Origin of the sequence: Thermoflexus sp., assembly GCF_040289485.1 — a bacterium.
Lineage (GTDB): Bacteria > Chloroflexota > Anaerolineae > Thermoflexales > Thermoflexaceae > Thermoflexus.
On sequence record NZ_PSLG01000015.1, the window covers coordinates 15,567 to 36,251 of the forward strand.

Consider the following 20,685-nt stretch of genomic DNA (forward strand, 5'->3'; position numbering starts at 1 on the left):
GCTGCAGCCGGCCCTGGAGGCCCACAGCGATCAGGCCGGCGAGGGCCAGGGCCAGCGCCCCCAGGAGGGGGGCTGGGGCCGGCGGCGGGCGCGGGGAGGGCATCCAGCGGCGCACCGGAAGGGTCCTCGACATTCGCCTCCATAGGAATGATAGCCACCGCCGGAGCCTGCCTTCTAGGAGGCGAGGAGGTAACGGCGCCGGACCCAGGCGCTGAGGCCGTCCATCGCCAGGACCAGCAGCAGGACCGTGAGGAGCACCGTGGTCAGGCGGGCGTAGGCCATGGTGCTCAGGTAGATCTGCATGTAGAAGCCGATGCCGCCGGCGCCCACCAGCCCCAGGACCGTCGAGGCGCGGATGTTATATTCCAGCATGAAGAGCAACTGGCTGAGGACGGCGTTGGCGCTCTCCGGCCAGAGGACGAAACGGATCAGATGGCGGCGCTTGGCGCCGACGCCCCGCACCGCCTCCAGGATCTCCGGGTCGATCCCCTCGAAGAGCTCGGCGTAGAGTTTGGCCAGGTAGCCGACGGTATAGAAGGCCAGGGCCAGGGTGCCGGCCAGGGGGCCCAGCCCGACCACGATGACCATGACCACTGCCCACAGCAGCGAGGGCACCGTGCGGATGGCGGCGACGAGGAAACGGACCCCCCCGACCACCACCGGTGGGAACAGGGTGCGGGTCCCCAGCACGCCGAGGGGGAAGGCGAGGAAGAACCCCAGAAGCGTCCCCGCCAGGGCCATGCGCAGGGTCTCTCCGAGGGCGCCGGCGATCACCGGGAGCACCGATAGATCCGGGGGGAACATCTCCCGGGCGAAGTGGACCGCGTTGAGGGCGCCCTGGGCCAGGCGCCCGGGCTCGAAGAGCCCCATCCCACCCAGCAGCACCCCCAACAGCGCCAGCAGCCCGACGCCAAGCCCCAGGTCCCCCCAGCGGCCGACCTCCCAGCCCCATGAGGTCCCGCGCCGGGTCAGGCCTCGCGTGCCCACGCCGATCCTCCCTCCTCCAGGAGTTCCCGCAGCCGCGTCCAGCCCAGTTGGGCGGCCGGCCCGGTCTCAACCACCCGGCCGTCCTTCAGGATGGCCACGCAGTCGGCGAACTCCTGGACCAACTGGATCTCGTGGAGGTTCATGACCACCGTCAGGTTTCGTTCCTGGGCCCACGCGCGGACGAAGGCCAGGACCTGGGCGGCCCGTGGCAGATCTAGGTCCGAGACGAACTCATCGGCCAGCAGGATTCGGGGATCCTGCATGAGCGTCCGCGCGATGGCCACCCGCTGGCGTTCCCCCCCGCTGAGCCGGAAGACCTTCTCCTCCGCCTTGTCGGCCAGCCCCAGCATGGCCAGCAGGGAGCGGGCCCGCTCGACCTCGGACCGCGGGAAGAGGCCCAGGGCCGTCCCCCAGCCGTCGTGCCGGGCCAGGGCGCCCAGCAGCACGTTCTCCAGGGCCGTCAGGCCGCGGACCAGGCCCAGTTGCTGGGGGATGTAACCAACGAGGTGTCGGAACCCGGGCGGCAGCCCCACATGCAGGGGGTGGCCCTGCACCGCCACCCGCCCCTGCTGCAGGGGCAGCAGGCCGGCGAGCAGGCGCATCAAAGTGGTCTTGCCGGCCCCGGAGGGGCCCATCACCGCCCAGAACCCACCGGCCGGCACCCTCAGGTTGACCCCTTTCAGAACCCAGGCCCCCGGGCGGTAGGCGAACCAGAGGTCCTCCACATGGAGGGCTGGCGGGAGTTCCTCCTCCGCCTTCCAGACGGCCTCGGCCTGCGCGAAGGTCAGCGTCATCGGTGAACCTCGCCGAAAGATGCAACGATTCTACCCCGGGAAGGTCACGGGGTGATCCGTTCGGTGAAGGCGATGCGGGTGGCCTGGAGGTAGGCCTTGAAAGCCCCCAGGTGGGTCTGGGCGTCGCTCCGCTGGAAACCGACGAAGAGCCCTGAGACGAACTGGCGCATGAGGCCCCGGTGCTCCGGAGCCCCAAGGGCCAGCAGGGCGTCGATCACCTGGCTGCGCAGCGGCTCCGTCAGGGAGCGGCTCACCACCACCGCGTGGGAAGGCAGCGGTCCCTGTTGTTCGAGGACACGGGTGGCGGCCAACACCTCCCGGTACAGGGCCTCCGGCACATCACCAGCGATGATTGTCACATCGACCTGCCCGGCCTTCAAAGCCTCCCAGCACTGGGCGTAGCCGCCGGCGAAGAGCACCTCCCCGAAGAAGGCCTTGGGATCCGCCTCCCCGCGCTCCGGCTTCGGGAGCAGGCCCAGTTCGATCAGCCGGGCCAGGGGCGCGATGTAGCCGGAGCCGGAGACCGGGCTCGGGAAGCACGCCCGCCGGCCTTTCAGATCGGCCAGGCGCGTGTAGGGGGCCTCCCGACGGACCACCCAGTAGGAAAAGTAATGAGGGGCCTCGACCTTCTGATCCCCGTGGATCACCTCGCGGACCTCGGCCAGGACCAGGTCGGCGTTCGCTCGTTCGACCGCTAGGTAGGCGGCGAAGGGGCCCATGAACGCCACGTGGGCCTGGCCGAAGCGTAAGGCTTCCACCACCCCGGCCTGGCTCAGGGGAACGTAGATCTCGACCGTGACGTTCGGCCCCAGCCGCTGCTCCAGGAAGGCCTTCAACGGTTGGGCCCGCTCCTGGACCTCGGAGACGGCCAGCGTCGGCTGAACGGCGATGACCAGCCGGGTCTTTGAGGCCGCCCGCGGCGCGCAGGCCACAGCGAGCAGAAGCCCGCCGATGATCCCCCATCGAAGGAGCCGTCGCATCTGGAACCCTCCGGTCAGGGCATGTTCTGTTCCCACTGTAACGATCTCCCTTGGGCATGTCAATAGAAGGCCGTTAATGACAAAATTTCATAAATGGTTTTCTGACGAAGTAACCAAGGTTAATTTTTGTCGGTGTCCCGGGCGCTGGACGGGGGGCGTGATCTGCGGTAGGTTTATAAGGCTGAGGGCCGCAAGGGATCTCGCGGTTTCCGAGAGGGGATCGGTGGGCACGCGCAAGCCGATGGTCGCCCTGATGGGGCGGCCCAACGTGGGCAAATCGTCGCTTTTCAACCGGCTGATCGGCCAGCGCCTGGCGGTGGTCGATGAGCGGCCGGGGACCACCCGGGATCGCCTGCACGGGGAGGTGCTCTGGAACGGGTTCGCTTTCACCCTGGTGGACACCGGGGGGCTGGAGGTGCTCCCGCCCAAGGCGGAGGCGGGCCTGCGCCCCGCCCAGCCGCTGGCCGAGGACTCCGCCGCCTTCCTCCCTCAGATCCGGGCCCAGGCCGAGATCGCCATCGCCGAGGCCGATGTCCTGGTGCTGGTGGTGGACGCCCAGGCCGGCCTGACGGCCGCCGACGAGGCCGTGGCCGAGGTCCTGCGACGGGCTCAGAAGCCGATCCTTGTGGCGGCCAACAAGGCCGACAACGAGGCCCTGCGGGCGGCATCCGTGGAGTTCTATCGGCTGGGGCTGGGCGAGGTCTATCCCATCTCCGCCCTCCACGGCACCGGGATCGGCGAGCTCCTCGACGCCATCGTGGCCGCCCTGCCGGCCCTGGCCGAGGCGGAGGAGGAGGAAGGGGTCCGCATCGCCATCGTCGGCCGGCCGAACGTGGGCAAGTCCTCCCTGCTCAATGCCCTCCTGGGCGAGGAGCGCGTCATCGTCAGCCCCATTCCCGGGACCACCCGCGATGCCATCGACACGCCGATCGAGTGGGAGGGGAAGAGGATCGTGCTCATCGACACCGCCGGGATCCGCCGCCGGGGTCAGATCCAGCCCGGCGTGGAGCACTACAGCGTCCTGCGGGCCCTACGGGCGATCCAGCGCAGCGATGTGGTCTTCCTGGTGCTGGACGCCCCGGAGGGGGTGACCCATCAGGACGCGGTGATCGGTGGGATTGTGGTGGACGAGGCCCGCAGTGTGATCCTGGTGGTCAACAAATGGGACCTGCTCCAGGACGAGCGGGGTCGGCCCCGGGTCAAGCCAGAGGAATTCGCCGCCCACGTCCGGCAGACCCTCAGGTTTCTGGATTACGCGCCGATCCATTTCGTCTCCGCCAAGACCGGCTATGGCGTCCCGGACCTCCTCCCCCTGGCCCTCCAGGTCTATCGGGAACGCCATGTGCGCCTGAGCACCTCGGAATTGAACCGGCTGGTCCGGGAGGCCATGGCCGAGCAGCCGCCCCCCACCCGCAAGGGACGCCCTTTGAAGATCTACTATGTCACGCAGGCGCGCACGGACCCGCCGAGCATTGTCTTCTTCGTCAACGACACCGACCTGGTGCACTTCTCCTACGAGCGCTACCTGGAGAACCGCATCCGGGCGCGCTATCCCTTCACCGGGACGCCCTTGCGGTTGGTCTTCCGGGGCCACGAGCGCCCAGAGGACTGAGGTCATCCTGGACGGAGCGGAGGCATGAAAACCACACCGTGGGTCCTGTTCTGGCTGGGCGGGATCGCCCTGGCTGCCTGCCGGCCTGCGCCCTTGCTCGTTGCAGCCGCTGTCCGCCCGGACCGCCTCACCCCCAACGGCGACGGGCGGGACGACGTGGTGGTCATCCAGTATCGCCTGGGCCGGGCCGCTCGCCTCTCGATCTACTTCGTCGGCCCGGACGGGGTTCCCCATTACTTCCGGCGCGATCAGCCCCGCCCGCCGGGGGATTACGAGGTCCTCTTCAACGGGGTGGCGGAGAACCGGCTGCTTCCCGACGGCCGCTACACCTGGGTGGTGGAGGCGCGGGATGATGGCGAGGTTGCTCGCATCACCGGCACCTTGACCGTCAGCGGGTCGAACCCGCAGCCCCTGACGATCACCGGCTTCAGCATCTCGCCCCCCGAGATCACCCCCAACCGGGACGGCCTCAGCGACCGGGCCACCATCAACGTGTGCATCAACCGCCCGGCCCAGCTCTCCGTCTACCTAGAGGGTCCCGACGGCGTCCGCTACCCGGTGCCCCGCAAGACCATCCAGTTGCGGAAGCCCGGCGAGGAGGGCTGCCACCTCTTCGACTACGACGCCGGGGTGGACCGCGGCCAGGAGCCCCCGCCGGACGGGACCTACACGGTTTACGCCGTGGCCGAGGACCTCCTAGGCCTGCGGGATGTCGCCACCGGCACCCTGAGGATCCGGGAGGGCGGGGTGCCCCGGGCGGAGATCTTGAACGGCCAGGTCGAGTTCCGCTCTGACCGCTCCCAGGGGACCGGCGACTACATCCCGGTCTCCCTGGGCGGCTACTTGTATTTCACCCTCACGGTCCACAACTACGGCCGGGTGCCCATCCGGACCAGCGGGCCGCCCCCAGGGACCTGTTACGATCTGGACGAGACCTTCAACGCCCCGCGGCCGGGGCGCCCCGAGGGCTGGCCCGAGGAGTCCGGCGCCTGGCGGGTGGGCATCAACTTCGACACGGCGCTGCGCAATTACCCGTTCCGCTGGGCGGTGGGGCGCCCGGAGGACCTGGAGGTGCGGGTCCTGGACGGGCGGCCCTATTACTATCTGCCGCCGGGCCGCACCGCCCTGGTGACCGGGTGCATCCGGATGACCTACGTCCCGCCCCGCAACCCGCAGTATTTCTGGGCGGGCCTGATCCACGAGGACGTGGAGATCGCGCCGCTGAACGACCGGGTGGACCCCCACCGGGTCTGGATCCAGGGCCCCTAGGGTCCCCGGGTTGCCTTTGAATCGGGTATGATAGCCAGAGGATCCCTGGGGACCGGAGGGGGAAGGGTGCGGCTCTCGGTGATCATCCCCGTGTATAACGAGCGGGCCACCATCCGGGAGATCCTCAGACAGGTGCGGGCGGTAGGCCTGGCCGACGAGATCATCGTGGTGGACGATGGCTCCACCGATGGGACACGGGAGATCCTGGAGGAGGAGGCCCGGAGCGGGGACATCCGGGTGCTTTTCCACGAGCGGAACATGGGCAAGGGGGCGGCCGTGCGCACCGGCATCGCCCACGCCACCGGAGACATCCTCCTCATCCAGGACGCTGACCTGGAATACGACCCGCGGGACTACCCTCAACTCATCCGTCCCATCCAGGAGGGCCGGGCGGCCGTCGTCTACGGCTCCCGCTTCCTGGGCCCGCGCAAGGCGATGCTCTTCTGGCATATGATCGGCAACAAGTTCCTGACGATGGTCACCAACCTGCTCTACGATGCCATCCTGAGTGATATGGAGACCGGCTACAAGGTGTTCCGGGCCGACGTGATCCGAGACATCCCCTTGCGCGCCCGCGGTTTTGAGTTCGAGCCGGAGATCACGGCCAAGATCCTCAAGCGGGGCTACCGCATCTTCGAGGTCCCCATCTCCTATTACGGCCGTGAGTTCAAAGAGGGCAAGAAGATCCGGCCGGTGCGCGACGGCCTGAAGGCCCTGTGGACCCTGATCAAATATCGTTTCACGGATTGAGGCTGGGGAATGACGCTCCCCCTCCCTCCCGCCGATGAGAGCCGGCTGATCGAGGCCGCCCGGTCCGGCGACCTGGAGGCCTTCAACGCCTTGATCCGCCGGTATCAGGATCGCCTCTACAACCTGGCCTATCGCATCATGGGCGACCACGACTCCGCCGCTGACGCCGTCCAGGAGGCCCTCATCGCCGCCTTCCGGGGGATCCGCTCTTTCCGGGGTGGCTCGTTCCAGGCCTGGTTGGCCCGCATCGTCACCAACGCGTGCTATGATGAGCTGCGCCGCCGCCGGCGGCGCCCCCAGGCCTCCCTGGAGGCCCTCTTCGTCGTCGACCAGGGTCCGGAGGCCGAATGGACGTTGCCGCCGGTGGAGGGGCCGGAGACCTACGTGGAGAACCGCGAACTGGCCGAACTGTTGCACCAAGCCCTCCAGAGCCTGCCGGAGGACCAGCGCGTCGTCCTGGTGCTGGCGGATGTGGAGGGCTACTCCTACGAGGAGATCGCGGAGATCCTCCGCGTGCCCGTCGGGACCGTCAAATCGCGCCTGAGCCGGGCCCGCATGCGGGCCCGGGATTTCCTGCTGGCCCATCGGGAACTTCTCCCGGGGATCCGGCGTCCCCCTTGAGAGGGAAACCCCGCGGGGGCGACGGCGGTGGGTGATGACCATGGCCTTCTTCCGTCGGAATATCGATGAGCATCGATGGGTTCAGGAGCGGTTGTCCTTGTATCTGGACGGCCGCCTGGACCCCGACGAGCGGGCCCGGGTGGAGGCCCATCTGCGAGCGTGTGTCTCCTGCGCCCGGTCCTGGGAGACGCTGGCGTGGACGGTCCGCGCCGTGCGGGCCCTGCCGCGGGTCCCTGCCCCTTTCCCGCTGGCGGTGCGGCCGGAGCAGGTCGCCCCCGCTTCCCTGGGGGCGAGCACGCTCCGCTGGGCTGCCTGGGCGATGGCAGCGGCCTTCGTCCTGCTCCTGGGTTTGGATCTCATCGTCACGGGGGGCCGGCTCGCGGCCCCGACGTCCGAGGCTACGCCGGCGGGGCCAGCCATCGCGCGCCAGAGGGGGCTGTCGGAGCAGGCAGCGCCTTCCCCCGCGCCCCTCTTCGGGCTGGCTGTCCCCGAGGCCACCCCGACGCCGGCCCCTATGGCCCCGGCGGCGACCCCTCCGCCGGCCCCCGCCCCGCTGGCCTCCCCGGTGCGGTTCCTGGAGCTGGCCCTGCTTCTGGGGGCCATCGGCCTGCTGGCCCTCGACCGGTGGCGGGGCCGACGGGGCCGTCCGCCGGGCCTTCGCGGGTAGGACCTTGGTCGGTGCGGAACGGAGGAGCCGGATGCGACGGGCGGTCATTGTGGATTTCGGCGGCGTGCTGGTGCGGAGCGAGGATCCACGCCCCCGCCGGGACCTCGCCCGCGATCTGGGGCTCTCGGTGGAGGCGCTGGAGGATCTCATCTTCGCCAGCGACCTCTCCTTGCGGGCCCAGCGAGGGGAGATCCCCGAGCCGGCCTTCTGGCGGGCCGTCGGGGAGCGGATGGGCCTTTTCGATCCGGAGGCCGTGCACCGGCTGCGGGCGCGCTTCTTCGCTGGGGATCGCCTGAACGAGGCGCTGGTGGCGGCCTTGCGCGGCTGGAAGGGACGGGTCGCCCTGGGCCTGATCAGCAACGCGTGGTCGGGCCTGCGGGAGGTGTTGCGGCGCCTCGGGCTGCTGGACCTGTTCGACGTGGTGGTGATCTCCGCCGAAGTGGGGCTCCTGAAGCCCGACCCCCGCATCTACCGCCTGGCCCTGGAGCGGCTGCAGGTCCCGCCCCCGATGGCGGCCTTCGTCGACGATCTCCCTGAGAACGTGGAGGCCGCCCGGGCCCTGGGCCTCTACGGCATCCGTTTCCAAGAGACCGAAGCCGCCCTGCGGCAGTTGCAAGGGTGGCTCGATGGGGAGATCAGCGGGTAGAGATCCTGGGAACCGGCCCCGGCAGAGCGCCGTCCCATCCGGCCCACGCGGCGGCTTTCAGAGGCTCCCCCGGGTCCCTGTCGCCCGGCACGCCGCCAGGACCTCCAGGAGGGCGCTGTGGATCCGCCCGTTGCTGGCGACGATATCGGTCCCCAGGGACGGGAAAGGGGCGCCGTCGGGTGTGGTGACGACGCCCCCGGCCTCCTCGACCAGGAGGGCGCCTGCGGCCAGATCCCACGGGTTGAGCCGGAACTCCCAGTAACCATCCAGCCGCCCCGCCGCCACCGTCGCCAGGTCCAGCGCCGCCGATCCCACCCGCAGCACCCCATGACAGCGCTTCAGCAAGGCCACGAACTCCCGTGTGTTGTCGAAACGGGCGTCGTGGCGATCGTAAGGGAAACCCGTCACCAGCAGGGCGTCCTCCAGCTGCGACACATCGCTCACCCGGATCGGCCGCCCGTTCAGGAAGGCACCCCCGCCCCGACGGGCGGCGAACAGTTCGTCCCGCATGACGTCGTAGACGAGGCCCAGCACCCGCTCCCCCTCGTGCAGGAGGGCGATGGAAACCGAGAAGACCGGGAACCCGTGGGCGAAGTTGGTGGTGCCGTCCAGCGGGTCGACCACCCACAGCCAGGGGGAATCCCGCGAGGCCTCCCCACTCTCCTCGGCCAGCACCCCGTGATCCGGGAAGGCCCTGCGGATCCGGGCCAGGATCTCCTGCTCCGAGGCCACGTCCGCCTCGGTGACCAGATCGATCTCCCCCTTGTGATGGACCTCTCGGGTGCGGCGGAAATACCCCCGCAGGATCCGGCCGGCCTCCAAGGCCGCCTCCACCGCCACGGCATAGGCGCGGTCCAGGATCGTCGCCAGGTCCTTCATCGGAATGCCTCCCAGAGCGGGTGTCGCATGTCGGAAGGGGCCTGCTCCCGCCAGGCCTCGCAGGATTATAATCCTCTCCAGGGACCCGCCGGATGGGGTCGGGAGGCAAAGCGGTGATCCGTGCAGGGGGCCTTCGTCCCCTTTCGATGCGCAGAGCGGCTGGGCTGGCGCTGGCGCTGGCCGCCGCATGGGGGCTGGGCTGGGCGATTGCGGCTGGCGGTCCGCTCCTCGCCCTGGGCGGCCTGCTGGGCGTCGCCCTCGGGGCCCTGGTCCTGTGCTCCCTCGATTTTGCCTTCCTGATGGGGATCGGGGTGATCTTCCTCCTGCCCTTCGCCACTGTCCCGGTCCACCTGGGCTTTGTTCCCACATTTCTGGATCTGGCCGTTCTGGGGTGGCTGGTGAGCGGCCTGGCCTGGTGGGCCGCCGGCCGCACGCCCCCGCTGGAGGGAAACCCCCTGGCGTTCCCGGTGCTGGCCTTCGTCGGAACCACCCTGGCGACCTTCGTGGCCGGCCTGGGCCATGCGGCCCTCACCCCGACGGTCGCCCGTCGGTTGGCGGAGTTCCTGCTGGCGGCCCTCTCGTTCTTCTGGGTGGTCACCCTGGCGCGCGACGAGGCCCGGCTGGCCCGCTGGGTCCGCTGGATCCTGGGCCTGGGCTTCCTGGCCGCCCTCCTCGCGGTGGTCCTCTACACGTTGCCCGACGCGCAGGCCGAGGGCTGGCTGCTCCGCCTCCGGCCTCTCGGCTATTACCCGGAGGGGGGGCCGGTCCTCCGCTACATCCTGGACGATCCGCAACAACCCGAGCGGGCCATCGGCACCGCTGTGGACCCCAATCTGCTGGGCGCCACTCTGGCCACCCTGATCGCCCTCGCCTTTCCCCAGTGCTTCGCCCGGCGGCCCCTCTGGCCCCGCCCGCTGATCCTGATCTTCCTGGGCACGATGGGGGCGGCGCTGTTGCTCACCTTCTCGCGGGGCTCGTTCATCGGGGCAGCGGTGGCTCTCTTGGCCCTCGCCATGGTCCGCTACCGGCGGCTGCTGCCGCCGCTGTTCCTCGGTATGGCCTTGCTGTTCCTGCTTCCGGCGACCCGGGAATATGCCCAGCACCTCCTGGCCGGGTTGCGGGGGGAGGATCTGGCCACCCAGATGCGCTTTGGGGAATATCGGGATGCCCTGACGCTGATCGCCCGCTACCCGCTGTTCGGCGTCGGCTTCGCCGGGGTCCCCGATGTGGACCTCTACATCAAGGTCGCCAGCATCTACCTGTTGCTGGCGGTCCAGATGGGGCTGGTCGGGCTGGGGGTCTTCCTGGCGATGATGGGCGTCTTCTTCGCCGCCGCGGGGCGGGCCTGGAGTGCCCTGCGGGCCCGCCCAGATCTGGAGCCCCTCTGGCTGGGGCTCCACGGCGCGATGGTGGCCGCCCTGGTCAGCGGCCTCTTCGATCATCACTTCATGAACTTCGATTTCCACCATATGGTGCAGTGGTTCTGGCTGTTGGTCGGCATGGGGATGGCGGCCACCCGCCTCGCCCAGCCGTCTCCAGCGCCTGCGGTCACGGGGGAAATCCCGGGGGCGGTTGAACGGCCATGACGGGGGACCTCGTCTTCGCCCGCCTGCTCACGGAGGCCCCGGCCTCGCTGTTCTATCATCTGATGATCGGCCTGGCTCTCGAGGCCCTGCTCCTGATGGCCCTGGCCCAGGGCCGCTGGGCAGGGTGGCGGGGGGTTCCCGGGCGCCTCGCCCTGGCCGCCGGCCTGGGCCTCCTCGGCCGGGCCGTCCTCTTCGCCGCCGCCCTGGGGGAAACCCGGTGGCTGGCCCCCGGCACCGTGCTGCCGCCGCTGGAACGGGCTGTGGACCTCATCACGTTGGGATGGCTGGGGGGGGCGATGGCCGGGGGCGTGGGGTGGCCGTGGCTGCCAGCCCTCCATACCACACTGGCCCTGGGGGTGTATGGAGCCCTCGCCCCTGGCTGGCAGGCCCTCGTCCTCCAGGATCCCATGGCCTTTTACGCGCTGACCCCGCAGGACCGGGCGTGGATGCTCTGGCTGCTGGGGCTGTGCCTGGGATCGAGCGGCCTGCTCCTCTCCCAGCGCCCGGAGGGGTTTCGGGGCGTGGGATCCCTGGGATTCTTCGCCCTCGCCCTGGGGGCCATCCTCCAACTGAACCTCCCGGTCCCCGGCACCCATCTGGCCCCCTGGGTCCGATGGGGGGCCCTTACCGCCTACCCCCTGTGGCTGGCCGGTGCCTACCGGGCGACGGCCCTGGCCTTCCTCCGGAGGGCGTCGACAGCGGACGGGGAATCCAGCGCCCTCTGGGCCGCATGGAGCCGTGGGCTGCTGGCGGCCCTTCGATCGCCGGGGGCGCCGGCCCCGTTTCCGGAGGCGCTGGCGGCGGCCCGCCGGCTGGTGGGCGCCCGATGGTCCGCCCTGGGGCTCCTGCAAGAAGGCCAGTTGCTGCTGATCGCCCGGGAGGGCGAGGGGTTGCCCCAAGCCGGGACCGATCTCGCCCTCCCGCTGGCCGACTACGGGCCGATCGCCGGGATCCTGAGCCAGCGCCAGGGCGGGCTTTGCCGCCCTTCGGATCCAGCCGACGAGGCCTTCCGGCGGCTCTGGCAGGCCTTCGGGATGGCCGAGCCGGGGGATCTCTGGGTGGAGCCGCTGATCGCCGAGGATCGGGCGTTGGGAGCGTGGCTGATGGGGTATCCCCAGGGGGCCCGCCCCGACCCGTTGCTTTTGAAGCGGATGGCCGACCATCTGGCCCTGGCCGTGGTCGGCCTGCAGGCCTTGGAGCGCGGGGCCTTGGCGGAGGCCGCCTTGGCGGCCTTCCGACAGGTGCATGAGGAGACAGTCCGCCGCTTGGAGGACCGGTGGGCCGAGGAGCGCCAGGCGTTGCAACGGGAGATCAACCGCTGGGCGACGCGGGCTGCGGAGGCCGAGGAGGAGCGGGAGCGCTGGCGGCGGCGGGCGGAGGAACTGGCCCAGTTGCTGGAGGCCCGAGCCGCCTTGCCGGTGGCCGCCGGCCCGACCGGGGAGGGACCAGGGGCCACCGGCGCCGAGGCCGGGGACGAACGCTGGGAACTGGTCCTTGCCCTCCTCCAGGAGCTCCGCACGCCGTTAACGGCCATGCTCGGATATACGGATCTGCTGCTGGGCGAGTCCGTGGGGATCCTGGGGGCCACTCAGCGGCAGTTTTTGCTCCGCATCAAAGCCAACATCGAGCGGACCGCCGGCCTGATCCGGCAGGTCCTGCAGGTCGTCGCCCGGGATGGTGGGGCCGACCGGCTGGAGCCCGGTCCTGTCTCCCTGACGGCGGTGCGGGATCAGGTCCTGCAACGGCTGCAGCCGATCTTGCAAGAGCGGGGCCTTCAGGTCGATCTGGAGTGGCCGGAGGATCTGCCGCCGGTGGGGGTGGATCCGGACGCCGCGGAGCAGATCCTCTATGGCCTGTTGAACAACGCTGCCCTGTGCAGCCGGTCGGGGACGGCCATCCGTGTGATGGCGCGCCGGAACCCCAGCCTGCCGGGCGTGCTCTTCCTCCGCGTCCAGGACACGGGGGGCGGGATCCCGCCTGAGGAAGCCGCCCGGGTCTTTGTCCCCCGCTATCGGGCGGGCACACCCCTGATCCCGGGGGTGGGGGACAGCATCGGCCTCTCCCTCGTTCGGGCCCTGGTGGAGGCGAACGGCGGGCGGATCTGGGTGGAAAGCGAGCCCGGGGCCGGTAGCACCTTCACTGTGGTCCTCCCCCTGGCGGAAACCCATCGCGGGGGGTCCTCCGATGGCTGAACGCGAGCGGATTGGAGGGCCGCGGCCGGGTCTGCGGGAGGCCGTGGGCGGGGGGCTGGCCCTGGCCCTCATGGGCCTCTTGATGCTGGGGGCTCTCTGGACGGCGATGGCGGAGGGACGGCCGCGCCCGCTCCCGCGGCCGCCCAGCCCCACCGGGGTGGCCGTGGGAACTCTGCCGGGGGGCCCGGTGATCCGTCCGTCGCCCCCAACGTCCCGACCCTCTCCGACCCCGACGGTCTCGCCGGGGCCGGCCCTCGTTCCCCGAACGGCCTCTGCGACGCCGACGGCGACCGCTGTTCCGGTCTGCCGGCCGCCGGCCGATTGGATCCCCTACCGCGTCCAGCCGGGGGACACGGCCTTCCGGCTGGCGACCCGAGCTGGGATCTCCCTCTCTCGCTTCCTGACGGCCAACTGCCTCCGGAGCCCTGCCCTTTTCATCGGCCAGCGGGTGTATCTGCCCGTGGCCCTGCCCACCCCGACGCCCAACCCGACCCCCTGCGGTCCCCCAGCCGACTGGGTGCCTTACACCGTCCAGCCGGGGGACACCCTCTACCGCCTATCGGTGCGGTTCCGGGTCCCCCTCTCCGTCCTGATGCAGGCCAACTGCCTGACCACGCCGGCCCTCACGGTGGGGCAGCGCCTCTATGGGCCGCCGTCAGAGGCCACCCCGACGGCGGCGCCGCCTTCGCCACCGCCTCCGCCGCCTCCATTACCGACCGAAACGCCGACCCCTTCCCCGACGGCGATGCCCACGGGAACCCCTGCTGCGACGCCGACCGCTACCCCGGCGCCCAGCCCTTCCGCCACGCCGTAGCGCCATATAGCGCCATCGATGAAAGGGGCGCCGGGAGGGCGCCCCTTCCGGGATCGCGGCGGCGGGGGAAGAGGGGGCTACTTCTTGGTGGCCTTCTTCGTGGGCTTCTTGGCCGTCTTTTTGGCGGCAGCCTTCTTCGCGGGCTTCTTGGCGGCGGCCTTCTTGGCCGGCTTCTTGGCCGGCGCCCGGCGGGCCGGCTTGGCCGGGGCGGGGGGCGCTGGCGGCGCCATCTCCTCCGCCGGGGCCTCTGGAGCCGGGGCCACAGCGCCTTCCTCCATCTGGTAGTAGACCCACTTGCCGATCATGGCTCGCTCCTTTCTTCAAGGAGTGGAGAGGGCGGATGCTCCTTCTCGTCCCTCATTGTAGAGGTGCGTCATCTATTTAGGCAAGCCTAAATTCATCGCCCGGGAGATCTGTCGCCGACGCGTTGCGGCGGGGAAGGGGGCTTTCCGCTGCCTCCCGCGGCGGTCGGAGCCGGGGTATCATGGCGCGGACGTTGGCAAGGTGGGGCCGGGAAGACGGGAGGTGTGGGGTGCGAACCTGGCAGTGGGTGCTGGGGCTGGCGATCGGGGCGGTGGCCCTGTATGGGGCGATCCGGGGGCTGGATCTTCTCGCCCTGGGGGAGGTGTTGCGGTCGGGGCGGTATGGCTGGCTGTTCCCCGCCTTGGCCGCCCTCACGGTGAGCGTAGGGGCCCGCGCGGTCCGCTGGCGGATCCTGCTCAACGACCCTCCGGGCCTTCCTTTCTCCCGCCTCTGGAACGTCCTGAACATCGGCTACCTGGTGACCCATCTGGTTCCCTTCCGGATGGGGGAACTGGCCCGTGTCCTCCTGTTGGCCCGCCACCCCCAAACCCCGGCCGGCCTGGTGGCCATGTCCATCGTGGTGGAACACGTGCTGGACCTGGTGGCGGTGCTGGGGTTAGCGGGTCTGGCCCTGGCGGCCCGCCCGGAGACCTTGGGGATGGGCGTCCTGAGCCGGGCCGGGATCGGCCTGACGGGGATCGCCCTGGCCGGGCTGGCGCTGGGGGCCTTCCGGCCCCGCTGGGCGCTGGGGCTGATCCGGTGGGCGACGCGGCCGCTGCCCCGCCGCCTGCGGGCCTGGGTGCTCCGGGAGACGGAGGCCGCCCTGGCCGGGCTCCAGGTCCTCCGGTCCCCAAGGGCCCTCCTCCTGGCCCTGGCCTGGTCCCTGGTGGCTTGGGGAGCGGTGACGGCCCAACTGTATGCCGTGATGCACATCTTTCTGGAGGCCCCCGACGGGCAGGTGGCCCTCCTGACCACCGTCGCCATCACCTTCGGGATGCTGGTTCCCTCCACCCCAGGCTACGTGGGGGTGGTGCAGGGCATCACCGTAGGGGTGATGGGCGGGTTCGGGGTCCCCCAGGCAGCGGCCTTCAGCATCTCGGTGGTCTCCCACGCCCTCGTTTATGTTTACCTTTCCGTGTTGGGGGCCTTCGGGCTCTGGCGGGAGACCGGGGCGCTGCGTCTGGATTTCCTCCGGCGGGCAGACCGGCCGGGGGGCGTGTTCCCATCCGAATAGGAGGTCTGGCCATGCCGCCGCAGGCGTTGATCACCGGAGGAGCGGGCTTCATCGGATCCAACCTGGCCGACGCCCTGGCTGCGGAGGGCTGGGTGGTGTTGCTGTTCGACCTCCTGGCCCGGCCCGGGGTGGAACGGAACCTGGCCTGGCTCCAGGCTCGCCACGGTGGGCGGATCCGTTTCATCCGGGGGGACGTCCGGGATTTCCCCGCGGTGGCCGAGGCCGTCCGCCAGGCCGAGGTGGTCTTCCACCTGGCCGCCCAGGTGGCGGTCACCACCTCCTTAATCGACCCCCGCACGGACTTCGAGATCAACGCCCTGGGGACCCTGAACGTCCTCGAGGCGGCCCGGCAAGCCCGCCGCCGGCCGGTCGTGCTCTACACGTCCACCAACAAGGTCTACGGCGCGATGGAGGAGATCCCGGTGGTGGAGGAGGCCACCCGCTACCGCTACGCCGACCGACCCTTTGGGATCGACGAACGGCAGCCCCTGGATTTCCACTCCCCCTACGGCTGCTCCAAGGGGGCGGCCGACCAGTATGTGCGGGATTACGCCCGCATCTATGGCCTCCCTACGGTGGTCTTCCGCATGTCTTGCATCTACGGGCCCCACCAGTTCGGGACCGAGGATCAGGGGTGGGTGGCTCACTTTGTGATCTCGGCCATGGCCGGGCGCCCCATCACCATCTACGGGGATGGGAAGCAGGTGCGGGACGTGCTCTTCGTCACCGATCTGGTGGCGGCTATGCGGGCGGCCGTCGAGCGCATCGACCGCACGGCCGGCCAGGTGTATAACATCGGCGGCGGGCCGGAGAACACCCTCTCCGTCTGGCACGAGTTCGCTCCGCTCCTGGAGGAGATCCTGGGCCGCCCCCTCGATCCCCCGGCCTTCGGCCCATGGCGCCCCGGGGACCAGAAGGTCTACATCAGCGACATCCGGAAGGCCATGCGAGACCTGGACTGGCGCCCGCGGGTGGGGGTTCGGGAGGGCCTGACCCAGCTCGCCGAGTGGGTCCGAGAGAACTGGGAGACGATCCGGGCCCGGATGCCCCCTGCTGTCGGCTGAGGGAGGAGGGAGATCAACGGCCTTGCGGACCTTGCCTCGGGAGGGCGGTGGGCAGCGATGCGGATCCTGGTGGCCCTGACTTACTATCGGCCCCACATCAGCGGCCTCACCATCTACGTCGAGCGGGTGGCCCGGGCCCTGGCCGCCCGGGGGCACGAGGTGCAGATCCTCACCTCTCAGTATGACCGGGCCCTGCCCGCGGTCGAAGTGCGGGACAAGGTGCGGATCCGGCGGGTGCCCGTGTGGGCGCGGATCAGCAAAGGGGTGATTATGCCCACCATCGGCCTGTGGGCCACCCGGCTGGTCTGCTGGGCGGACGTGGTGTGGCTGCACCTGCCGCAGTTCGATGCCGCCGGCATCGCCCTGCGCGGCCGCCTCTTCGGCCGCCCCGTGGTCCTGACCTACCATTGCGATGTGACCCTCCCCCCGGGCCTGCTCAACCGCCTGGCCAACCTGGCCGTCCACGGGATGGACCACCTGGCGGCCCGCATGGCCGATGTGATCGTGACTTACACCGAGGACTACGCGCGCCATTCCCCTTACCTTTCCCGGTATCTGCCCAAGGTGCGGATCATCCCCCCGCCGGTGGAGATCCCCGTCCCCCGGCCGGAGGCGGTGGCCGCCTTCCGCGCCCGCTGGAACCTGGAGGGCCATGTGGTCATCGGGATGGCGGCCCGCCTGGCGGCCGAGAAGGGGGTGGAGGTGCTGCTGGAGGCGCTCCCCGAGATCCTGGCCGTCCATCCGAACGCCCGCGTCCTCTTCGCCGGTCCCTACCGGAACGTCCTGGGGGAGGAGGCCTACGCCCGGCGCCTGGCGCCGCTGTTCGCGCGCTACCGGGATCACTGGACCTTCGTGGGGGTCCTGGAGCCTGAGGAGATGGCCGCCTTCTTCGCCAGTTGCGACGTGGTGGTACTCCCCAGCCTGAACGCCACCGAGTCCTTTGGCCTGGTGCAGGTGGAGGCCATGCTCTGCGGGACTCCGGTGGTGGCCAGCGACCTGCCAGGGGTTCGCGTCCCCACCCGGACCACCGGGATGGGGCTGACAGTGCCCCCGCGAGACAGCCGGGCGCTGGCCCGGGCGATCCTCCAGGTGCTGGCGGACCGGCCCGCTTTCTGCCGGCCGCGGGAGGAGGTCGCCCGCCACTACAACACCGAGCGGACGGCCGCCGAATACGAAGCGCTGTTCCAGGCGCTGCGGGCGGGAAGGGGGCTGCCGTGAAGCAACGGATTCTCTTCGGGGCCGGGATCGGGATCAGCCTGGGGCTGTTGGCTTGGACCCTGCAGGGGCTTCATTGGGGGGAGGTGGCCGGGATGGCGCGGGGGCTGCGGGGGGGCTGGCTCCTGGCCGGCGCCCTTTTCTACTTCGTCGCCGTGGCGTTGCGGGCCTGGCGCTGGGGCGATCTGCTGGCGGGTGTGCAGCCCGTCCGCTTCCCCGACCGCTTCGTGGCCCTGACCATCGGCTACATGGGGAACAACCTCTACCCGGCCCGGGCGGGCGAGTTGTTGCGGGCGTATGTGCTCCGGCGGCGGACCGGCCTGAGCGTCAGCGCCGCCCTGGCGACCATCGTGATCGAGCGGGTCTTCGACGGCCTGATGGTGGCGTTGCTGGCCCTGGGGGCCCTCCTCTTCGTCCCCCTGCCTCCGGCCTTATATCCCCTCGTCCTCGGCGGCGCCCTCGCTTTCGGCGGGGCGTTGTTGCTGCTGATGGCCGCCGCCGCAGGCGCCCCATGGCTCCGGCAGGGGCTGGACCGCCTCGGGGGACAGGGGGCCGGCCCGGTGGGCGCCCGTTGGGCGGGGATCGCCGGGCGGTTCCTGGAGGGACTGATGGCCCTCCGCCGGCCCTCCCGCGCTGTGCGGGTGGGCGCCGTCACCGCCCTGATCTGGCTGGCCGAGGCCGCGACCTACGCGCTGGTGATGCAGGCCTTCCCCGTCCGGTCCTCCTTCCTCGCCCTGCTGGTGATGGTGGCGGCAGCCAACCTGGCCACAGCCCTTCCCGCCGCGCCGGGATACCTGGGGACCTTCGAGGCGCCGGGGGTGATGGTGCTCCGGGCCTTCGGCCTCCCCTCGGCGGTGGCCATCGCCTATACGCTGCTTTTGCACCTGATCCTCTGGCTCCCCATCACCCTGCTCGGCCTGCTCCTTTCCCTCCGTGAGGGGCTGCGCGGCCCTGTCCCCGCCGTGGGGGCCGAGGAGGGGGCCTGAGGGGCCGTCCGCTCTGGTAAAATGAGGGCGCAAGCCCGATCCGGAGCGAGCCAGCGCCGATGTCTCGCTATCTGATCCGCCGCCTGGCGGCGATGATCCCCGTCCTCATCGGGATCCTGCTGGTGGTGTTCGTGATGGTCCGCCTGATCCCGGGGGATCCGTGTCTGGTCATGCTCGGCGAGCGGGCCACCCAGGCCCAGTGTGAAGCCTTCCGGGAGCGCTTCGGCCTCAATGACCCGCTGCCGGTCCAGTTCGCCCGTTACGCGGTCCAGATCCTGCAAGGGGACCTGGGGACCTCCATCAGCACCGGACGGCCGGTGGCCGTGATCCTGGCCGAGCGCCTCCCGATGACCATCGAACTGACCATCGGGGCCATCCTGTTCGCCACCACGGTGGGCATCGCCCTGGGGATCCTCTCGGCGATCCACCAGAACTCCCCCATCGATGTGCTGACCATGGTCCTGGCCAACATTGGGGTCTCTATGCCGGTCTTCTGGCTGGGCCTGATGCTGGTCTATGTCTTCGCCCTGGTCTTCCGGGACACGCCCTTGTTCCTCCCGCCCTCCGGCCGCCTCTCGCCAGGCATCAGCCTGCCGCCGCTGGCCCGGGCCTGGGGTCTAGAGGAGGTGGAGGGCTTTCCGCGGATCCTCCTGATCTTCCTCTCGAACTCGGCCCTCTTCAACAGCCTGGTCACGGGGAACTTCCAGGCCTTCGGGGACGCCCTGCGCCATCTGATCCTCCCCTCGGTGGCTGTGGGGACCATCCCCCTGTCCATCATCGCCCGCATGACCCGGTCCAGCCTGCTGGAGGTGCTGGGGGAGGACTACATCCGGACGGCCCGGGCGAAGGGGCTGCGGGAGCGGATCGTGCTGGTCCGGCATGCCATGCGCAACGCCATGATCCCCATCGTCACCGTGGTCGGCCTGCAGGCTGGGAGCCTGCTCTCGGGGGCGGTCCTCACCGAGACAGTCTTCTCCCTGCCCGGAGTGGGCACCCAGTTGGTCTCGGCCATCCTGGCCCGCGATTACCCGGTGGTCCAGGGGTTCACCCTGGCCGTGGCCGTCATGTTCGCCCTGGTGAACCTGGTCGTCGACGTGTCCTATGCCTATCTCGACCCCCGGATCCGGCTGGAATAAGCCATGAGCGCTGTCGCCCCGCCCATGACCCGATCCCTGGCCCTTCCGCGCCGCTCGCCGACCCGGGAGGCCCTGGGCCGGCTGGCCCGCCACCGGTCGGCCCAGGTGGGCTTCTTCCTGCTCGGGCTGATGGTCTTCACCGCCCTTTTCGCCGACCGCATCGCCCCTTACGACCCCATCAAGCCTTTGAAGGGCGTCCAGCGCCGGGCCCCGCCCTGTGTCCACCTGCTGGGCTGCCCGCGGGATCAACCCCAGCACCTGTTCGGCATCGACGGCAACAACCGGGACCTTTTCTCGCGCGTGGTCTTCGGCTCCCGCCTTTCTTTGCAGATCGGCTTCTCCACCATCACCTTCGCCATCCTCGTGGGCGGACTGCTGGGGGCCGTCGCCGGCTACGCCGGGGGATGGGTGGACAACCTCATCATGCGGGTGATGGACGTGATCCTGGCCTTCCCCAGCCTGCTGCTGGCCATCGCCATTGTGAGCGTCCTGGGCCCGGGGCTGATCAACGCCCTGCTGGCCATCGGGTTCGTCTCCATCCCGGTTTACGCGCGCCTGGTGCGGGCCAGCGTTCTGGCGGTGAAGGAGCTGGACTACGTGATGGCCGCCCGGGCCGTCGGGGCCTCGCCGCTGCGGGTGCTTTTCGTGCACATCCTGCCCAACGCCCTGACCCCGTTGATCGTGCAGGGGACCCTAGGGATCGCCACGGCGATCCTGGACGCCGCCGCCCTCTCCTTCCTGGGACTGGGGGCGGAGGTGCCGAAGCCGGAATGGGGGCTGATGCTGGGGGAGGAGCGGAACAGCGTCTTCAACGCTCCCCACCTGGTCTTCTTCCCCGGCCTGGCCATCATGCTCACCGTGCTGGCCTTCAACCTGCTGGGGGACGGCCTGCGGGACGCCCTGGATCCCCGGCTGAGCCACCGGGGCGCCGAGCGAAAGCGCTGAAGGGG

Annotated in this window: 20 protein-coding genes; 15 read left to right on the forward strand and 5 right to left on the reverse strand. The window is 70.3% G+C overall.

Going from position 1 to position 20,685, the window contains the following annotated elements:
* Positions 1 to 174 precede the first annotated feature (174 nt).
* Genes phnE through C4313_RS04275 form a run of 3 tightly spaced genes read right to left on the reverse strand, consistent with a single transcriptional unit; the run spans position 175 to position 2,761 of the window.
* Positions 175 to 987, reverse strand: a complete 813-nt coding sequence (phnE, locus tag C4313_RS04265; RefSeq protein WP_352428634.1) for a phosphonate ABC transporter, permease protein PhnE — start codon at positions 985 to 987, stop codon at positions 175 to 177.
* Positions 969 to 1,781, reverse strand: a complete 813-nt coding sequence (locus C4313_RS04270; protein ID WP_352428635.1) for a phosphonate ABC transporter ATP-binding protein — start codon at positions 1,779 to 1,781, stop codon at positions 969 to 971. Before C4313_RS04270 ends, phnE begins: the two co-directional genes overlap by 19 nt.
* 44 nt (positions 1,782 to 1,825) lie before the next feature.
* A complete protein-coding gene (locus C4313_RS04275) occupies positions 1,826 to 2,761 on the reverse strand; it encodes a phosphate/phosphite/phosphonate ABC transporter substrate-binding protein (RefSeq protein WP_352428636.1) in 936 nt (311 codons plus the stop codon).
* Between the two features lie 241 nt (positions 2,762 to 3,002).
* Here C4313_RS04275 and der point away from each other — a divergent pair, with 241 nt between their 5' ends.
* The 6 genes from der (at position 3,003) to C4313_RS04305 (ending at position 8,326) form a co-directional block, all read left to right on the forward strand.
* A complete protein-coding gene (gene der, locus C4313_RS04280; RefSeq protein WP_352428656.1) occupies positions 3,003 to 4,373 on the forward strand; it encodes a ribosome biogenesis GTPase Der in 1,371 nt (456 codons plus the stop codon).
* A 24-nt stretch (positions 4,374 to 4,397) separates the two neighbouring features.
* Positions 4,398 to 5,642, forward strand: a complete 1,245-nt coding sequence (locus tag C4313_RS04285) for a T9SS type B sorting domain-containing protein (protein ID WP_352428637.1) — start codon at positions 4,398 to 4,400, stop codon at positions 5,640 to 5,642.
* A 66-nt stretch (positions 5,643 to 5,708) separates the two neighbouring features.
* Positions 5,709 to 6,392, forward strand: a complete 684-nt coding sequence (locus C4313_RS04290; RefSeq protein ID WP_352428638.1) for a glycosyltransferase family 2 protein — start codon at positions 5,709 to 5,711, stop codon at positions 6,390 to 6,392.
* 9 nt (positions 6,393 to 6,401) lie between these two features.
* Entirely contained in the window at positions 6,402 to 7,013 is a 612-nt protein-coding gene (locus C4313_RS04295; protein ID WP_352428639.1) for an RNA polymerase sigma factor, read from the forward strand.
* Positions 7,014 to 7,047: 34 nt separating this feature from the next.
* Positions 7,048 to 7,680: a zf-HC2 domain-containing protein gene (locus C4313_RS04300; RefSeq protein WP_352428640.1), complete on the forward strand. Its 633-nt coding sequence runs from the start codon at positions 7,048 to 7,050 to the stop codon at positions 7,678 to 7,680.
* A 31-nt stretch (positions 7,681 to 7,711) separates the two neighbouring features.
* The gene (locus C4313_RS04305; protein ID WP_352428641.1) at positions 7,712 to 8,326 is read left to right on the forward strand and encodes an HAD family hydrolase; all 615 of its coding nucleotides are present in this window, start codon (positions 7,712 to 7,714) and stop codon (positions 8,324 to 8,326) included.
* Between the two features lie 57 nt (positions 8,327 to 8,383).
* Here C4313_RS04305 and C4313_RS04310 read toward each other — a convergent pair whose 3' ends face one another.
* Positions 8,384 to 9,205 carry an inositol monophosphatase family protein gene (locus C4313_RS04310; RefSeq protein WP_352428642.1) on the reverse strand — a complete coding sequence of 274 codons (822 nt, stop codon included), beginning with the start codon at positions 9,203 to 9,205 and terminating at the stop codon, positions 8,384 to 8,386.
* Between the two features lie 113 nt (positions 9,206 to 9,318).
* Here C4313_RS04310 and C4313_RS04315 point away from each other — a divergent pair, with 113 nt between their 5' ends.
* Genes C4313_RS04315 through C4313_RS04325 form a run of 3 tightly spaced genes read left to right on the forward strand, consistent with a single transcriptional unit; the run spans position 9,319 to position 13,797 of the window.
* Positions 9,319 to 10,791, forward strand: a complete 1,473-nt coding sequence (locus tag C4313_RS04315; RefSeq protein WP_352428643.1) for an O-antigen ligase family protein — start codon at positions 9,319 to 9,321, stop codon at positions 10,789 to 10,791.
* The gene (locus C4313_RS04320; protein WP_352428644.1) at positions 10,788 to 12,983 is read left to right on the forward strand and encodes an ATP-binding protein; all 2,196 of its coding nucleotides are present in this window, start codon (positions 10,788 to 10,790) and stop codon (positions 12,981 to 12,983) included. Before C4313_RS04315 ends, C4313_RS04320 begins: the two co-directional genes overlap by 4 nt.
* Positions 12,976 to 13,797 (forward strand): LysM peptidoglycan-binding domain-containing protein, encoded by an 822-nt coding sequence (locus tag C4313_RS04325; RefSeq protein WP_352428645.1) that lies wholly within the window; start codon positions 12,976 to 12,978, stop codon positions 13,795 to 13,797. Before C4313_RS04320 ends, C4313_RS04325 begins: the two co-directional genes overlap by 8 nt.
* A gap of 77 nt (positions 13,798 to 13,874) precedes the next feature.
* On the opposite strand, the gene C4313_RS04330 is transcribed toward C4313_RS04325, so the two are convergent.
* Positions 13,875 to 14,102: a hypothetical protein gene (locus C4313_RS04330; protein ID WP_352428646.1), complete on the reverse strand. Its 228-nt coding sequence runs from the start codon at positions 14,100 to 14,102 to the stop codon at positions 13,875 to 13,877.
* Positions 14,103 to 14,329: 227 nt separating this feature from the next.
* On the opposite strand from C4313_RS04330, the gene C4313_RS04335 reads away from it, so the two are divergent.
* The 6 genes from C4313_RS04335 to C4313_RS04360 are packed head-to-tail and all read left to right on the forward strand — an operon-like array spanning position 14,330 to position 20,680.
* Positions 14,330 to 15,334 (forward strand): lysylphosphatidylglycerol synthase transmembrane domain-containing protein, encoded by a 1,005-nt coding sequence (locus C4313_RS04335; RefSeq protein ID WP_352428647.1) that lies wholly within the window; start codon positions 14,330 to 14,332, stop codon positions 15,332 to 15,334.
* Positions 15,335 to 15,345: 11 nt separating this feature from the next.
* Complete coding sequence (locus C4313_RS04340) at positions 15,346 to 16,398, forward strand: NAD-dependent epimerase/dehydratase family protein (RefSeq protein ID WP_352428648.1); 1,053 nt, start codon at positions 15,346 to 15,348, stop codon at positions 16,396 to 16,398.
* 57 nt (positions 16,399 to 16,455) lie between these two features.
* The gene (locus C4313_RS04345) at positions 16,456 to 17,616 is read left to right on the forward strand and encodes a glycosyltransferase family 4 protein (protein WP_352428649.1); all 1,161 of its coding nucleotides are present in this window, start codon (positions 16,456 to 16,458) and stop codon (positions 17,614 to 17,616) included.
* A complete protein-coding gene (locus tag C4313_RS04350) occupies positions 17,613 to 18,599 on the forward strand; it encodes a lysylphosphatidylglycerol synthase transmembrane domain-containing protein (protein ID WP_352428650.1) in 987 nt (328 codons plus the stop codon). Before C4313_RS04345 ends, C4313_RS04350 begins: the two co-directional genes overlap by 4 nt.
* Before the next feature lie 59 nt (positions 18,600 to 18,658).
* On the forward strand, positions 18,659 to 19,735 hold the full coding sequence (locus tag C4313_RS04355) for an ABC transporter permease (protein ID WP_352428651.1): 1,077 nt from the start codon (positions 18,659 to 18,661) through the stop codon (positions 19,733 to 19,735).
* Between the two features lie 3 nt (positions 19,736 to 19,738).
* On the forward strand, positions 19,739 to 20,680 hold the full coding sequence (locus C4313_RS04360) for an ABC transporter permease (protein WP_352428652.1): 942 nt from the start codon (positions 19,739 to 19,741) through the stop codon (positions 20,678 to 20,680).
* Positions 20,681 to 20,685 lie beyond the last annotated feature (5 nt).

Excerpts from the sequence above, each read along its gene's own strand:
- C4313_RS04325 (WP_352428645.1), top strand. The coding sequence starts at position 12,976 with ATGGCTGAACGCGAGCGGATTGGAGGGCCGCGGCCGGGTCTGCGGGAG.
- C4313_RS04360 (WP_352428652.1), top strand. The coding sequence starts at position 19,739 with ATGAGCGCTGTCGCCCCGCCCATGACCCGATCCCTGGCCCTTCCGCGC.
- C4313_RS04330 (WP_352428646.1), bottom strand. The coding sequence starts at position 14,102 with ATGATCGGCAAGTGGGTCTACTACCAGATGGAGGAAGGCGCTGTGGCC.
- C4313_RS04310 (WP_352428642.1), bottom strand. The coding sequence starts at position 9,205 with ATGAAGGACCTGGCGACGATCCTGGACCGCGCCTATGCCGTGGCGGTG.
- der (WP_352428656.1), top strand. The coding sequence starts at position 3,003 with ATGGTCGCCCTGATGGGGCGGCCCAACGTGGGCAAATCGTCGCTTTTC.
- C4313_RS04270 (WP_352428635.1), bottom strand. The coding sequence starts at position 1,781 with ATGACGCTGACCTTCGCGCAGGCCGAGGCCGTCTGGAAGGCGGAGGAG.
- C4313_RS04295 (WP_352428639.1), top strand. The coding sequence starts at position 6,402 with ATGACGCTCCCCCTCCCTCCCGCCGATGAGAGCCGGCTGATCGAGGCC.
- C4313_RS04345 (WP_352428649.1), top strand. The coding sequence starts at position 16,456 with ATGCGGATCCTGGTGGCCCTGACTTACTATCGGCCCCACATCAGCGGC.
- C4313_RS04355 (WP_352428651.1), top strand. The coding sequence starts at position 18,659 with ATGTCTCGCTATCTGATCCGCCGCCTGGCGGCGATGATCCCCGTCCTC.
- C4313_RS04340 (WP_352428648.1), top strand. The coding sequence starts at position 15,346 with ATGCCGCCGCAGGCGTTGATCACCGGAGGAGCGGGCTTCATCGGATCC.
- C4313_RS04300 (WP_352428640.1), top strand. The coding sequence starts at position 7,048 with ATGACCATGGCCTTCTTCCGTCGGAATATCGATGAGCATCGATGGGTT.
- C4313_RS04320 (WP_352428644.1), top strand. The coding sequence starts at position 10,788 with ATGACGGGGGACCTCGTCTTCGCCCGCCTGCTCACGGAGGCCCCGGCC.
- C4313_RS04285 (WP_352428637.1), top strand. The coding sequence starts at position 4,398 with ATGAAAACCACACCGTGGGTCCTGTTCTGGCTGGGCGGGATCGCCCTG.
- C4313_RS04275 (WP_352428636.1), bottom strand. The coding sequence starts at position 2,761 with ATGCGACGGCTCCTTCGATGGGGGATCATCGGCGGGCTTCTGCTCGCT.
- C4313_RS04305 (WP_352428641.1), top strand. The coding sequence starts at position 7,712 with ATGCGACGGGCGGTCATTGTGGATTTCGGCGGCGTGCTGGTGCGGAGC.